A 13790-nucleotide genomic window follows, 5' to 3' on the forward strand; every position below is an offset into this window, starting at 1 on the left:
CAGGAAGAAACCATGATGACCAGGAAAATCGCCTTGTCCACCGTGCTGCTGGGCCTGCTCGCTCTGGGCGGCTGCGGCGACGGCGGCAGCGACGCCAAACCTTCAACCGCCATCACCATTACCCCGTCGCTGGGCCGCATTGTCGGCGCGGATGTGCGCCTGTACGACGCCGCCGGCGCCGCCGGCGCCGAAATCGGCCAGGGCGTACTGGACAACCGGGGGGAAATCACCCTCGACCCTTCCAAGCCGCTCCCGGACGGCTTCACCGTCAAGGTTTTCGGCAAGGCCGGGGCCACCTATTTCGATGAGGCGCTGGGCGCTGACCGGCCGTTCCCCGCCGGAGCGGTGCTGAGCGCCGCCGTGGCTGACGAGTCCCGCCGGGTGACCGTCACCGCCCTGACCACCATCGCCCACGAGCGCGCCCGCGCCCTGGCCGGAGCCGGCAAGCCGCTGACCGCCGCCCTGATCCGTCAGGCCAATCAGGAAACCGCCGCCGCGCTGGGCGGCAATAACGTCACCGACATCACCGCGCCGGTAACGCTGGTCGGCTCGCCCGACGACCATCCCGATGCCGCCACCCCGGCAGGCAAACACGCCTACCTGCTGGCGGCGCTGGCCGACTACGCTGCTTCTCAGCATCCCGACTGCGTAGCCGACACCGCCTGTGATCCCCTGCTGGACATGGTGAAAAAGCTGGCGGATGACTTCAGCGACGGTCTGCTGAACGGCAAACAGGCAACCACCGACATTGACGATGCGTTCTACGTTACCAACGGCGGCGCCAGTGCCGATAACCTGCGCATTTCCCTGACACAGCGGGTACGTGACTTTGCCGAAAACGGCTTTACCCCGACGGCACGCTGGCTGGCGCGCAGCATGCAGGGGGAATATCCGCTGCATTGCGCACCGACTGCCCAAGACACCGGCGAACCGAACGCGCGCCTGACCATCGGCAAGGGCGGCGGCTGGCTGCTGAGCGGCGGCTGGGGCAGCATGGCTTTTGGCGGACGCAGTGCGCTGCTGGAATGGAAACAGATCGGAGACATACCGGAATACTGGCAGTTGGGCCGCCGCAAGGAACGGCGGATGCCCCGGTTAACGCCGCCGGGCGCGGCCTTTGGCAGCAAAGCCCTTTTCAGCACCTGTAATACCGCGCCCAAGCGCGACGGCGTGAGCATTTCCATTACTCCGGACGGCTGCTTTCCGCAGTTCGAGGTGATACTTACCCGCATTTCCGAAGTCATTTTCAACGGCAACGGTTACGGCCAGGTCCGCAGCGGCGGCAACGAGTGGCAATGCACCGGTTTCCCGTCATTCCCCGACCGCACGCGGATCAGCGCCGAAAAGCGGCTGCAGGAATGGCTGCCGGACGGCAACTATGATTGCCGTACAGAAGCGGGTGCGCCGGATACACCGGTGTCGGTCAGCGCCGGCGTGCTGAAGGCGGGTGCTCTGGAACTGCCGTTGGCCAGTCTGACCGACGCCTCGGAAGTCCAGCGCGACCGCGATGACGACGGCCTGCAGCTGAACGAAAACGTTTCCAGCCTGCTGCTGGGCGGCACGGTCAACCCCCGTCTGCTGGACAGCGCCCGCTACCTGACGCCGGATGGCAATTCCGTCCTGATCATCCACCGCGCCGTACCCACCGGGGCTTTCAGCTTCTCCCTGAGCCATACCGTGCCGAACCACCCGGAGCAGAATGTGAGCCGCAATCGCTGCTTCAGCACCCTGCCACCGCAGTAAACGGCGCAACCCGACCGCCGCCCCCGGCTTCAGCCGGCGGGCGGCAGCGCCACCGCCTCCACCCGGTTCCGTCCCCCCGCCTTGGCGCGATAGAGCGCCGCGTCCGCCGCCTTCACCAACGCCTCCGCTTCCGCCGACAGGTCCTGTTCATTGCTGACCAAGCCGAAGCTGCCGGTCAACGGGATGCGTTCGCCGTTCTCGGCGCGGATATCCAGCGCCTCCAGCCGGGCGCGGCAACGTTCCGCCAGCGCCTTCGCCCCTTCCAGCGGCGTATCGGGCAACAGCAGCATGAATTCCTCGCCGCCGAAACGACCCACTGTGTCATTCCGGCGGACGCAGGCGCCCAGCTCGCGGGCCGCCGCCTGCAGCACCGCATCCCCGGCCGGGTGCCCCCAGGTATCGTTGATGCGCTTGAAATGATCGAGGTCCAGTACCGCCACCGCCAGCGGCGGCCCGTGGCGGACGGTGCGCGCCACTTCCTTCTCCAGCAGGTCGAGCACATGGCGGCGGTTGGCGATGCCGGTCAGCGGATCGGTCAGGCTGAGGGTGCGCACCAGGTCCTCGCGCACGCGCCAGCGGCACAGCGTCTGGTCGGCCAGCAGCAGGATCACCAGCAGGTGCGGCGCGGTCAGCAGGTAGATGGCGTTCATCCAGAACAGGTTGGCCGTCGCGTCCTGCGGCGGGGCGACGATGGGCGCATAGGGCAGCCAGCCGTAGGCGGTGGCGTAGCCCAGTCCCGCCAGCGCGGTCAAGGCCGGTACCGTCGCCGCCCAGATCACCTGCCGCTCCAGCAGGATGAAACCGAACACCGGCGCGCCCAGCGCCACCACCCCGGTGCAGAAGGTCATGGTGCCGACATAGTAGCTGGAGGTGACCAGGATGCCCGCGTAATACAGCGTCGCCACGTATTGCAGCGGCAGGCAGTGCGGATTGCGGCGGCGGATAACCAGGCCGCTCAGGGCGATGACGCCGGTGCCGGCAATGAAGGCCAGCAGGATCTGGCGCAATTCCAGCAAGGGTCCGACATGCGCCAGCCGGGTGACGTCGGGACGCCCCAGCAGGTATTGGGTGAACAGCGCATAGCCGACCAGGATCGGGGCCACCAGCCCCATCAGCAGGATGCTCTTGTCGGTGATGCTCCATTCCAGCACGGAGGCCAGACGCTGGCGCCAGCTCTGCATCGGGATGTTCTCTTGTTAGGGATGGATGACCGGCCGCCACGGGCCGTTCGTATTCTGGTTTTATGCCCGCCACTATCGCGGAACGGCGCGGTTTTGAAAAGGGGGCGTCCGGATAAGGACGCCCCGGCAGGCGGGATTCAGTCGCGGAAGGTGGCGGGGCGTTTCTGCATGAAGGCGGCTGCGGCCTCCTCCAAATCCTTCGAAAACAGCATGGCGGCATTCCACGTCGCCACGTAATTCAGCGCGTCGGCGGTGCTGTGGTCGCGGGCGTAGCTGATCATTTCCTTGGTGCCGCGAATGCACAGCGGCGACTTGGCGGCGATGCTGCGGGCGATCTCCTCCACCCCGGCAAACAGCGCCTCGGGCGTGTCATAGCATTTGTTGACCAGACGGATGGCCTGCGCCTCCGCGCCGCTGACATTGCGGCCGGTATAGGCCAGCTCGCGCGCCATGCCCTCGCCGACAATGCGCGGCAGCCGTTGCAGCGTGCCCACGTCCGCCGTCAGGCCGACATCGATTTCCTTGACCGTGAAATAAGCATCGGCCGAGCAATAGCGCATGTCGCAGGCGGTGACCATGTCGATGCCGCCGCCGATGCAGGCGCCGTGGATGGCGGCCAGCACCGGCTTGCGGCAGCGCTCGATGGCGTTGAAGCTGTCCTGCAGCTCCAGGATCAGGCGGCGCAGTTTCTCGCGGGAACGGCCGGTGCAGTCATCCGCCACCCGCCCCTGCACCCCGAACAGCAGGCTGAGGTCGATGCCGGAGGTGAACAGGCGGCCGTTGGCCTTGAGGATGCCCACCCGCGCTTCCGGGGTTTCATCCAGCCATTCGAAGGCGGTTTTCAGCTCCGCCCACAGCTCGGCGTTCATGGCGTTGAGCTTGTCCGGACGGTTGAGGGCGATGGTGGCGACGCCGTGGTCGAGACTGACGTCGAGGGTGGTGAAGGTGGGCATGCGGAATTCCTCATTGGCATTCAGACTGGATCGTAGGGGCGCACTGCGTGCGCCCTCTCAAACAAACACGCATTTCCCCCGCCAAACCGGCATGTCCGGCGGAGAGGGACGCACGCAGTGCGCCCCTACAGGGTTTCCGTAGTGGCGACCGCCAGAAAATATTCCCCCATCAACCGCCCCGCCCACGACCTGGGCGACCAGCCTTCGTAGTGGGCGCAGTGGCTGCCCTGGCCGGTGGTGACGAGGATGATATTGGGCATGCGCGCCATCGCCTCGCGGTAGGGCGCGATGTTCTCGAAACGGCAGACCGGGTCGTCCTCCGAGTTGAGGATCATCACCGGCACGGTGATGCCGCCGAACACCCGCATCGGGTTGCTGGCGGCGCTGTACTCGGCCAGGCTGTCGAAACCGGCCAGTTCGTAGATGTGGTCGTGGAACTCCGCCAGGCTGCGCGCCGCGTGCAGGGTGCGCACGGTCGGCAGGTGCGCCAGGCGCTCGGCATGCGGCCGGATGAATTGTTTCGTCAGCTTCTTCGCCATCAGGCGGCTGTAGAAGGGATGGGCCTTGGTGAAGGCGTCGTCGGTGTTGTAGCCGGGGCAGTAGGCAAAGGCGGCGCGGAACAGCGCCTGCTCCCCTTCTTCCCCCAGATAACGCACCAGCAGCCCCGACCCCGCCGACGAGCCGACGCCGTACAGCACCGACTCCGGCAACTGCGCGCGGATCGCCGCCAGCTGCTCGCGCAGGTCCTGCGTGCAACCCAGGATGTTGAGTTTCGGGGTGGCCAGCGGCAGGTGGGCATGGCCGCGCCGCAGGCACAGCACCACCCGCCAGCCGGTGCTTTCGTGCAGATCGCGCACCAGCTCCTGCATACTGGCCGGGCTGCCGGTGATGGTGTGCAGCACGACGATGGTCGGCGTTTGCGGCGGCAGGTGGAAACCCAGCCAGTGCAGTTCCGTTTTGCCGCCATCGGCCATGACCAGCGGCTGGATACGGTCATAGGGCAGCCTGTCGGTCTTCTTGCGCGCGTTCAGGAACACCAGTTGCAGGTGGGTATTGAACAGCCAGGGCGTGGGCCGGTAGGGACGGTGCAGGCGCGGCAGCGCGTCCAGCAGGCGGCGGCTCTGCGGATTGTCGTGGGCGTGAACATCGGGCAATTGGCCGCGCGCGCGGCGCGGGGCCGTCGCCGGCAAGGGCGTGCGGAGGGTGGACATGGGCTTCGGCCTTCAGCGGCGATCACGGATAACCGAGCTTAATCCCGGGCGGGGATATATGCAACTAGTTGCATATATGGCTGTCCTATTGCCGGAAGCCGGGCCGTCGCCGCACAATGCCGTTTCATTCACCCCTGAACAAGGACACCGCCATGCTCCCCGCCGATGCCCCCGCCACGGCACAGCCGGAATTCCGCCTGAACGCCGACTTCACCCGGCGCGTGGTCATCCGTCCCGAGGACTACCGCTGGGCGCCCTCGCCGCTGCCCGGCGTCGAACGGATGATGCTGGATCGCCTGGGCGCGGAACACGGCCGCGCCACCTCGCTGGTGCGCTACGCGCCCGGCTCGACCTTCCGCGAACACCTCCACGACGGCGGCGAGGAATTCCTGGTGCTGGACGGCACCTTTTCCGATGAGTCCGGCGATTACCCGGCGGGCAGCTATGTCCGCAATCCGGTCGGCAGCCGCCACGCGCCATTCAGCCGCGAGGGCTGCACGATCTTCGTCAAGCTGCATCAGAGTGACGCGGAAGACCGCGAACGGGTGGTGATCAACCGGCACAGCGCGCCGTGGCGGCAGGGCATGGTGCCGGGGTTGCGGGTGCTGCCGCTGCATGAATTCGGCGCCGAGCACGCCGCGCTGGTGCGCTGGGCGCCCGGCACGCGCTTCACCCCGCACCGCCACTGGGGCGGCGAGGAGATCCTGGTGCTGGAAGGGGTGTTTGAAGACGAGCACGGCCGCTATCCGGCCGGCAGCTGGCTGCGCAGCCCGCATCTGTCGATGCATGCACCGTTCAGCACGGAAGGCTGCCTGATCTGGGTGAAGACGGGGCATCTGCCGGAGTGAAACGGCCCTGCCCCGGATCCATCTGACTTACGCCAGCCGCCCGATCATTCAAAGAACTTGAAGGGATTCGGTTCCTTCTGATCCTTGTCCCGGTATTTGGGCAACTGCAACATGCGCGTCATCCCCATCATGTTGGCGTAAGGGCCCTTGCCTTGCAGGAAGTTGATGGCCCAGGTCGGGGAGACTCCACCCGGATCGATAAAACCCTCGGACTCCAGCAGGGTCTTGTCCTTGCCGACGGGGGTGAATTTGACGGTGTAGTTCTCGGACTCCATGCGGACATAGGGGGGCTTGGGAGGCAGGTAGTCCGGTAACGCCGTCATGCGGATCAGCACATAAGGCCGCGACTTGGTCATGGGTTCAATGGCCGCGCGCATGATGACATCGCGGTCCGGCATGCTGACCGGGGCGTCATGCACCATGTAGAAAATGAATTCCTTGTCCGAAACCTTTTTCAGCAGCTTGGACTCCAGCGTAGTGAAGTACCACTTGCTGTAGCTGTCGACATCCGCCTGCAGCCGCGCCAGGTCTTCAACCGGGTAGTTGAACATGGCCTCCACCTTGAACGAACGGATGTTCTTGCCCTCGTCGTTTTTGACATAGACCTTGATGTCCCGCAGCTTGTCATACTTCGACAAACGCCATTCGTTCTTGTTCACGCCGCTATCGCGCAGCTCATCCAGATCATCCCGGGCGGCCAGGGCCGTCAGGGGAAGACTGGAACACAACAGTAGTCCCGCCAGTATTTTTTTCATTGTCAGCTCGTCTTTGTTATTCCGCGCCAATTGTGGATAGGCACGGCAGGTTGATCGTTGACACTAGAAAGCTAACTACTCACTACAATACTTTTCGTCTAATGAAAAGACGACAAAATGACAGGATGTGCACCTGAACGACGAATGGAATGAAATGAAATACGACTGCGAGGACAGGCTTGCGACGGCCAGACGGCGCAGGGAAACGGAGCGGGTTTTGACGCGGCGGAACGTGCGGATCAGCTAGCGGGACCCGGCGGCGTATGCCACCGCCGGATGACCTGGAGTCAATCGTCCAGCAGATCCATCTGCTTGGCCAGCTGGAACAGGTTGTTGCAGCGGTTGCCGGTGCGGCAGAAGGCCAGCACCGGCTTCGGCAGGCTGTTGATGTGGGCGGCGAACTGCTCGACGTTATCCTGGGTGATCTGGCCGCTGATGACCGGCTGGTGAATGTAGACCAGCCCCAGCGCCTCGGCGGCTTCCTGCACCTGCGCGGCGGTGGGCTGCTGCGGGCCTTCCTCGAAGTCGGGGCGGTTGTTGATCACGGACTTGAAGCCGCGCGCGGCGACTTCCTGCATCTGCTCGGGGTACAGCTGCCCGGCAAAGCCGATTTCCTGGGTCATGGGGGTGGCTCCGGTGGAGGATGGGAAAGCGTCGATTATGCCCGCTGTTGGCGCTCTGCGACCACACTCATTCCGTAATAGGGGTAACCGGCCGGGTTGTCAGGCATGCGAAACTGCCACCCGATTTTACGCCCTCCTGTGGAACAGGGGAGCTGCCCGCAGGGCTGGGGGGTTGCGGCGGTGGACGGAACGGGATTTCAGTTGTAGGGTGGGTCAAGACCCACCGGCAAGCCTTCGACCGGAAACCGATGGTGGGTCTCGACCCACCCTACGAAACTACACGGTCAATCAACACACAAAGCAAATCAGAAAAGCTGTCAAACGAAGATAAGACTTCATCCCGATGACCAAGGTTGATCGCTCTGTAACAACCAACTGCTTCCTCGTAGACATACTCCGTATGATTTCCAGAATTGCCCAACACCAGACAGCCCTCATAGCCTGCATCCTTGGTTAATGGCACAAGCTCTTGAGTTCCAAGAAAAATTGCATTACCTATCTGCACACCATCGAAAACGCTGAGAAAAGTCGCATATTCGTCAGGCATGGGGAAACCCACGCCAGTCAAAACCTGAAGCTTGGTTGCTTCCAGCAATTCTGAACTCACGGGATCGTTGAGATATACGTCCTCAATACCCTGTTCCGCTATGTCGCTTAGCCTCGCCAAGACCTCCATCATTTTAAATCTCCTAAATTCTTATTTTTCAAAGTTTTTTCATCAGCCAACACCCCCAACGCCTCCTCCGACCACTTCACCAACCCCTCCTCCTGCATAATCCCCGCCCTTAAGATCAAATACTGAATCTCCCCCAACCGCGACAACGTCTTCCCCGCAAAATCCCTTGCTTCGATCGCCCGATACGCCGCCAGCCTTAACTTGTGCAATCCCATCCGCCGCTCGATCTCCGCCTCCAGCCCCAGCGGCCCCATCACCGCATCCGTCCGCAGCTTCACGAAGAACTCATCGCGCGGCGACGGCGGGTCCACCGGCTCCAGCGCCCAACGCTTCAGCTCCTCCTGCCCGGCCGGCAGCACCTCGTACACCCGCTTGCGCGACTTGCCCGCGTCCTCCGCCGCCTCCGAGCGGATCCACCCGGCCTCCTCCATGCGCCCCAGCTCGCGATAGATCTGCTGGTGGCTGGCCCGCCAGAAATAGCCGATCGATTTTTCAAAGCGGCGCGCCAGGTCATAGCCGGAACAGGACTTCTCCAGCAGCGAGGTCATCAGGGCGTGGGGCAAGGACATGGCGGCACCTGCAAACGTGAACAACGGGTCATGGAATTTATCTATGCAACTGGTTGCATACTAACCGGCTTTGCCGTACAAATATATGCAACTGGTTGCATAATTGTCCGGAGACACGCCATGACCGCCTACCCGCACCTGCTTCAACCCCTCGACCTGGGCTTCACCACCCTGCGCAACCGCCTGCTGATGGGCTCCATGCACCTGGGGCTGGAAGAAATCGAACACGGTTTCGAGCGCATGGCCGCCTTCTACGCCGAGCGGGCGCGCGGTGGCGTCGGCCTGATCGTCACCGGCGGCATCGCCCCCAATCCGGAAGGCGCGGTGGTGGGCGGCGGCAGCAAGCTGAACACCGAGCACGAGGCGGAAGAACACCGCGTCATCACCGAGGCCGTGCACCGCGAGGGCGGCAAGATCGCCATGCAGATCCTGCACACCGGCCGCTATTCCTTCCAGATGACCTCGGTGGCCCCCAGCGCCATCCGCGCGCCGATCAACCCCTTCCCGCCGCGTGAACTCAGCCACGAGGAAATCCTGCAGACCATCGACGACTTCGCCAACTGCGCGGCGCTGGCGCAGAAGGCCGGTTATGACGGCGTGGAAATCATGGGTTCCGAGGGCTACCTGATCAACCAGTTCATCGCCGCGCACACCAATCACCGCACGGATGAATGGGGCGGCAGCTACGAGAACCGCACCCGCTTCCCACTGGAAATCGTCCGCCGCACCCGCGAGCGCGTCGGCCCGAACTTCATCATCATCTACCGCCTGTCGATGCTGGACCTGGTGGAAAACGGCTCCACCTTCGACGAAGTGATCGAGCTGGCCAAGGGCATCGAGGCCGCCGGGGCGACTATCATCAACACCGGCATCGGCTGGCATGAGGCCCGCGTGCCGACCATCGCCACCAAGGTGCCGCGCGCCGCCTTTGCCTGGGTGACGCAGAAGCTGAAGGGCCAGGTGTCGATCCCGCTGGTGACCACCAACCGCATCAACGCCCCGGAAACCGCCGAGGCGCTGCTGGCCGACGGTTTCGCCGACATGGTGTCGATGGCCCGCCCGCTGCTGGCCGACCCGGAATTCATCGTCAAGGCCGAACAAAACCGCGCCGACGAGATCAACACCTGCATCGGCTGCAACCAGGCCTGTCTGGACCATGTGTTCAAGGGCCAGGTCACCTCCTGCCTGGTCAACCCGCGCGCCTGCCGCGAGACCGAGCTGAACCTGATTCCCACCGCCACCGTCAAGCGCATCGCCGTGGTCGGCGCCGGTCCGGCGGGCCTGGCCTTCGCCACCAGCGCCGCCAAGCGCGGCCACGACGTGACCCTGTTCGACAGCGCGGCCGAGATCGGCGGCCAGTTCAACATCGCCAAGCAGGTGCCGGGCAAGGACGAATTCTACGAAACGATCCGTTACTTCCGCCGCCAGATCGAGCTGACCGGGGTGAAGCTGGTGCTGAACCGCCGGGTGGCCGCCGCCGACCTGAAGGGTGAATTCGACGAGGTGGTGCTGGCCACCGGCATCGCACCGCGCCGTCCGCCGATCGAGGGCATCGACCACCCGAAGGTGCTGGGCTACCTGGATGTGTTGCGCGACAAGAAGCCGGTGGGCAAGAGCGTGGCGATCATCGGCGCGGGCGGCATTGGCTTCGACGTGGCCGAATACCTGACCCACGAGGGCGAGAGCGGCACGCAGAACCCGGCCAAGTTCTACGCGGAATGGGGCATCGACCGCGAGTACACCCAGCGCGGCGGCCTGACCCATCCCGAGGTGGAAACGTCACCGCGTCAGGTCTACCTGCTGCAGCGCAAGGCCAGCAAGGTGGGCGACGGCCTGGGCAAGACCACGGGCTGGATCCATCGCACCGGGCTGAAGAACCGCCGGGTGGAGATGCTGTCCTCGGTGAATTACCGCAAGGTGGATGATGCCGGCCTGCACATCAGCATCGGCGACAAGGACATCGTGCTGCCGGTGGACAACGTCATCGTCTGCGCCGGGCAGGACCCGCTGCGCGAACTGGAGGACGGGCTGAAGGCGGCCGGGATACCGGTGCACCTGATCGGCGGCGCGTTCGAAGCGAAGGAGCTGGACGCGAAGCATGCGATCAAGCAGGGGACGGAGCTGGCGGCGGCGCTCTGAAACCCCAGCCCCTGTAGGTCGGGCTTCAGCCCGACAACCCCCTCCGCCCGCAGGCCGGTTGTCGGGTTGAAACCCGACCTACATCCCATCATGCAAAAAGCCGTTCCCTCTGCCGAAGGAACGGCTTTTTTTATGCCGAAAACCCGCTTACATCCCCGCCAGCTTCAACCGGTTCAGCTGCTCGCGATAGACCGCCTTCGGGTCGGTGGTCAGCGCCCGCAGGCCGAAGATGTGGTTCATGAAGTCGATGTGGTTCATGTCGTAGTTGTCGCGCACCACCTTGCCGACGTGCGCGCTGCAACGGCCGACAAAGCCGTCATTGGCCTCGCCGTTGGTGAAGGCCAGCGACACCAGCTTCACCGCGCCGTCCAGCGGATCCAGCAGGTTGGTCACCTGCGTGGTGCCGCCGAAGGAGAAATACTTCACGCCGTTGACTTCATAGGCGCCCTCGCCGCAGGCGGTGACGGGAATGGCTTGCGGGAATTTGATGTTGAAGGCCGCCGATCCGGCGGTGCTCAGCGAGGCCAGGCTCTTGTTGGCGTTGACATCCAGACCCTGGCTGCTGCCGCCGGTCAGGTAATTGAGGATGGTGCCCGCCGCCTGCAACACCTGCGCGCCGATCGCGCCCGCCTTACCGCCGTTGACAATCAAGTCGGCCATCGGCGCACCCTTGGCGGGTGTGGCCATCGTGGTCACCGAGGCAATCTTCGACGGCATCATGGCCGCTACATAACGCACCGAGTGGCCGCCGTGGCTGTGGCCGATCAGGTTGACCTTGACCGCGCCGCTGATGGCGAGAATGTCCTGGGTCTGCTTCAGCAGCTGTTCGCCGCGCACTTCCGAACTTTCCAGACCCGAGACCTGCGTCACGAAGACATTGGCGCCGTTGCTGCGCATGTCGGTGGGAATCTGGTACCAGTAATCAATCACGCCCAGCATCTTGTCCCAGCCGAACATGCCGTGGGCCAGCACCACCGGGTACTTGGTCTGGGCATACGTGGAGGCGGCGTGGGCCGGAATGGCGGAAAGGCTCAATGCGATGCCGGCGGCGATCATCATCCGTTTCATGGTGTTTCCCCTGAACTGTGTTTTTGTTGTGGTCCCAAGGGTCAATCACCCCTTGTCAAGACAGGCGAATCATAATTAAGCGCCGCCTGTCGCCAAACCACCAAAAAGGACGAACGGCATCACAAATCCGGCCATTGCTCGGATATCGGGGGCGGACGCGGCGGCAGGCCTGTCGGAATCTTGCTTGCGGTGCGGATTTCCACGTTAAAATCGCCGCGTTCAGGAACATGGGCCGCCAACAATGACAATAACCGCGCCTCCGCCGGACGCCGCCATCGCGCCGGGTGTCGTTTCCGCTTTCGTCATCCGCCACGTCATGCAGCTGGGCCACAAGCTGGGGGTCGGCCGCGAGCCGCTGATGGCGCGGGCGGGCGTCAGCGAGGCCGATCTCGCCCCCGCCGACGGCTGGGTGCGCCAGGACGTGCTGGAACGGCTGCTGCTCTGTTCGCTGGATTACTGGCGCGACCCGGTGGTGACCTTGCGCGTGGTGCTGGCGATGGATCCCGCCATGATGGGCGTGCTGGGCTACCTGATGCAGTGCTGCCCCACCCTGATCGACATGCAGCAGGCGCTGACCGAATTCAGCCGCCTCATTTCCACCGTGCACGCCCCGTCGATAACCCACGAGCCGGGCGTGTCGCTGTGGGCGGTCGAGGTTCGTTCACGATCGGAAGTCTTTGCGCGCCATAGCGAGGAGGGCTATCTGGCGCTGTGCGCGCAGCTGATCCACCGTCAAACTCCCGAAGCGCTGCTGGGCGTGCGCCTGCGCCATGCGCCGGCCATGGAAGCAGGCCTGCCCCATCCGCTGTACGCCCGCGCCTTTCCCTGTCCGGTGCGCTTTGACCAGCGCCGGTCGGCGCTGGTGGTCGATCCGCAGGCGCTGAACCGGCCCCTGCCCTTTGGCGATGCCGCCATTTTCGAGACGCTGCGCCAGCAGGCGCGGACACTGGTGCAGCAACTGGGCGCGCAGCCGCGTCTGGCCGACCGGGTGAAGGAATGCCTGCGCGGGCTGCTGGCACGCGGCCTCAGCTCGCGCGAGGCAGTGGCGGCGGAACTGGGTCTCAGTCCCCGCCACCTGCACCGGCGCTTGCAGGAGGAAGGCTGCCGTTATCAGGCCATTCTGGATGAGTTGCGCTCGGAGCTGGCGCACAAGCAGCTGCTGCAAAGCCGGGACGGACTGGACGACATCGCCGCCCGGCTCGGCTTCAGCAGCGCCGGTTCCTTCTCGCGCTGGTTCCGCCAGACCACCGGCCTGACGCCGCAGGAATTCCGCCGCGCCACTCTCAGCGGCTGACCGTCTGCCGGTAATCGCCGCTGTCATAGACCGGGAAGGGCAATGGCTTGCCCTGGTCGTAATCCCCCGATTTCAGCCGCCGCTGCATCGCCACCACGATCGCATAGGGCGCGCTGCGCTGCACGAAATTGGCCGCCCACAACGGCACCTTGCCGCCCGGGTCGACATAGCCTTCCGTTTCCAGCAGCACCTTGCCGTTCTCCAGCGGCTGGAAACGGCTGGTGATTTCCTGCGCGGGCATGCGCACGCGCGGCGGCTTCAGCGGCAAATAATCGGGGTCAGCGATGATTTTCAGCGTCAGCATTTTCTGGCTGCGGCTTTGCGGAATCACCACCCCGCGCAGCACCACGTCGCGCTCGGGCAGCCCCGCCGGGGCGCGGTGCACCACATAGACCACGTACTCGGTGGGCGACACCTGCTTCAGCAGCTTCGATTCCATCACCTGCCAGTACCACTTGTCATAGCCGGGAAAATCCAGCATCAGCCGCGCCACCGCTTCCATCGAGCCTTCCAGCTCGGCCTGCACCTTGAACGAACGGAAAGTCTTGCCGTCCTCCTGGCGCATCCAGGTGGTGATGTTGCGCTTGGCGTCGTGGCGGATCTGCCGCCATTCGCTGCCGAAGCGGGTCTGGAATTCGTCGAGACTGCCGTCATCATCGGCCGACGCCGCCAGCACCGGGGAGGCCGTCAGTATGGCCAGCAGCAGGGTGGCGATTACCTTGAGCTTCAT

The 13790-nt window shown here is 64.4% G+C and carries 13 protein-coding genes; 4 read left to right on the top strand and 9 right to left on the bottom strand.

Annotated elements, in window-relative coordinates:
- Window positions 1-12: 12 nt before the first annotated feature.
- The gene (locus EV700_RS04930) at window positions 13-1743 is read left to right on the top strand and encodes a hypothetical protein (RefSeq protein ID WP_130411263.1); all 1731 of its coding nucleotides are present in this window, start codon (window positions 13-15) and stop codon (window positions 1741-1743) included.
- Between the two features lie 29 nt (window positions 1744-1772).
- Here the strand turns inward: EV700_RS04930 and EV700_RS04935 are convergent, their stop codons facing one another.
- The 3 genes from EV700_RS04935 to EV700_RS04945 all read right to left on the bottom strand — a co-directional run bounded on the left by EV700_RS04935 (window position 1773) and on the right by EV700_RS04945 (window position 5088).
- The gene (locus EV700_RS04935; RefSeq protein ID WP_130411265.1) at window positions 1773-2924 is read right to left on the bottom strand and encodes a GGDEF domain-containing protein; all 1152 of its coding nucleotides are present in this window, start codon (window positions 2922-2924) and stop codon (window positions 1773-1775) included.
- A gap of 137 nt (window positions 2925-3061) precedes the next feature.
- Window positions 3062-3877 (bottom strand): crotonase/enoyl-CoA hydratase family protein, encoded by an 816-nt coding sequence (locus EV700_RS04940; RefSeq protein ID WP_130411267.1) that lies wholly within the window; start codon window positions 3875-3877, stop codon window positions 3062-3064.
- A 125-nt stretch (window positions 3878-4002) separates the two neighbouring features.
- Entirely contained in the window at window positions 4003-5088 is a 1086-nt protein-coding gene (locus EV700_RS04945) for a YheT family hydrolase (protein WP_130411269.1), read from the bottom strand.
- A 152-nt stretch (window positions 5089-5240) separates the two neighbouring features.
- On the opposite strand from EV700_RS04945, the gene EV700_RS04950 reads away from it, so the two are divergent.
- Window positions 5241-5936, top strand: coding sequence for a cupin domain-containing protein (locus tag EV700_RS04950; protein WP_130411271.1), 696 nt, complete (start codon window positions 5241-5243; stop codon window positions 5934-5936).
- Window positions 5937-5980: 44 nt separating this feature from the next.
- Here the strand turns inward: EV700_RS04950 and EV700_RS04955 are convergent, their stop codons facing one another.
- From EV700_RS04955 to EV700_RS17185, 4 genes are all read right to left on the bottom strand, one after another.
- The gene (locus tag EV700_RS04955; protein WP_130411273.1) at window positions 5981-6691 is read right to left on the bottom strand and encodes an START domain-containing protein; all 711 of its coding nucleotides are present in this window, start codon (window positions 6689-6691) and stop codon (window positions 5981-5983) included.
- A 287-nt stretch (window positions 6692-6978) separates the two neighbouring features.
- A complete protein-coding gene (locus tag EV700_RS04960) occupies window positions 6979-7314 on the bottom strand; it encodes a protein tyrosine phosphatase family protein (RefSeq protein ID WP_130411275.1) in 336 nt (111 codons plus the stop codon).
- A 268-nt stretch (window positions 7315-7582) separates the two neighbouring features.
- Window positions 7583-7993, bottom strand: a complete 411-nt coding sequence (locus tag EV700_RS04965) for a hypothetical protein (RefSeq protein WP_130411277.1) — start codon at window positions 7991-7993, stop codon at window positions 7583-7585.
- The gene (locus EV700_RS17185) at window positions 7990-8559 is read right to left on the bottom strand and encodes a PadR family transcriptional regulator (protein WP_130411279.1); all 570 of its coding nucleotides are present in this window, start codon (window positions 8557-8559) and stop codon (window positions 7990-7992) included. The genes EV700_RS04965 and EV700_RS17185 overlap by 4 nt, the downstream gene beginning before the upstream one ends.
- 120 nt (window positions 8560-8679) lie before the next feature.
- Here EV700_RS17185 and EV700_RS04975 point away from each other — a divergent pair, with 120 nt between their 5' ends.
- Window positions 8680-10698 carry an NADPH-dependent 2,4-dienoyl-CoA reductase gene (locus EV700_RS04975; RefSeq protein WP_130411281.1) on the top strand — a complete coding sequence of 673 codons (2019 nt, stop codon included), beginning with the start codon at window positions 8680-8682 and terminating at the stop codon, window positions 10696-10698.
- Between the two features lie 147 nt (window positions 10699-10845).
- On the opposite strand, the gene EV700_RS04980 is transcribed toward EV700_RS04975, so the two are convergent.
- Window positions 10846-11766, bottom strand: coding sequence for an esterase/lipase family protein (locus EV700_RS04980; protein WP_130411283.1), 921 nt, complete (start codon window positions 11764-11766; stop codon window positions 10846-10848).
- 241 nt (window positions 11767-12007) lie between these two features.
- Here EV700_RS04980 and EV700_RS04985 point away from each other — a divergent pair, with 241 nt between their 5' ends.
- Window positions 12008-13060 (top strand): helix-turn-helix domain-containing protein, encoded by a 1053-nt coding sequence (locus EV700_RS04985; RefSeq protein WP_130411285.1) that lies wholly within the window; start codon window positions 12008-12010, stop codon window positions 13058-13060.
- Here the strand turns inward: EV700_RS04985 and EV700_RS04990 are convergent.
- Window positions 13050-13790 (bottom strand): SRPBCC family protein, encoded by a 741-nt coding sequence (locus EV700_RS04990; RefSeq protein WP_130411287.1) that lies wholly within the window; start codon window positions 13788-13790, stop codon window positions 13050-13052. The two genes, EV700_RS04985 and EV700_RS04990, sit on opposite strands and share 11 nt — an antisense overlap.

The organism is Fluviicoccus keumensis, assembly GCF_004217445.1.
GTDB classification, from domain to species: domain Bacteria; phylum Pseudomonadota; class Gammaproteobacteria; order Pseudomonadales; family Moraxellaceae; genus Fluviicoccus; species Fluviicoccus keumensis.

Coding starts and splice junctions, on each gene's coding strand:
- EV700_RS04930 (WP_130411263.1), top strand. CDS start 13: ATGATGACCAGGAAAATCGCCTTGTCCACCGTGCTGCTGGGCCTGCTC.
- EV700_RS04935 (WP_130411265.1), bottom strand. CDS start 2,924: ATGCAGAGCTGGCGCCAGCGTCTGGCCTCCGTGCTGGAATGGAGCATC.
- EV700_RS04940 (WP_130411267.1), bottom strand. CDS start 3,877: ATGCCCACCTTCACCACCCTCGACGTCAGTCTCGACCACGGCGTCGCC.
- EV700_RS04945 (WP_130411269.1), bottom strand. CDS start 5,088: ATGTCCACCCTCCGCACGCCCTTGCCGGCGACGGCCCCGCGCCGCGCG.
- EV700_RS04950 (WP_130411271.1), top strand. CDS start 5,241: ATGCTCCCCGCCGATGCCCCCGCCACGGCACAGCCGGAATTCCGCCTG.
- EV700_RS04955 (WP_130411273.1), bottom strand. CDS start 6,691: ATGAAAAAAATACTGGCGGGACTACTGTTGTGTTCCAGTCTTCCCCTG.
- EV700_RS04960 (WP_130411275.1), bottom strand. CDS start 7,314: ATGACCCAGGAAATCGGCTTTGCCGGGCAGCTGTACCCCGAGCAGATG.
- EV700_RS04965 (WP_130411277.1), bottom strand. CDS start 7,993: ATGATGGAGGTCTTGGCGAGGCTAAGCGACATAGCGGAACAGGGTATT.
- EV700_RS17185 (WP_130411279.1), bottom strand. CDS start 8,559: ATGTCCTTGCCCCACGCCCTGATGACCTCGCTGCTGGAGAAGTCCTGT.
- EV700_RS04975 (WP_130411281.1), top strand. CDS start 8,680: ATGACCGCCTACCCGCACCTGCTTCAACCCCTCGACCTGGGCTTCACC.
- EV700_RS04980 (WP_130411283.1), bottom strand. CDS start 11,766: ATGAAACGGATGATGATCGCCGCCGGCATCGCATTGAGCCTTTCCGCC.
- EV700_RS04985 (WP_130411285.1), top strand. CDS start 12,008: ATGACAATAACCGCGCCTCCGCCGGACGCCGCCATCGCGCCGGGTGTC.
- EV700_RS04990 (WP_130411287.1), bottom strand. CDS start 13,790: ATGAAGCTCAAGGTAATCGCCACCCTGCTGCTGGCCATACTGACGGCC.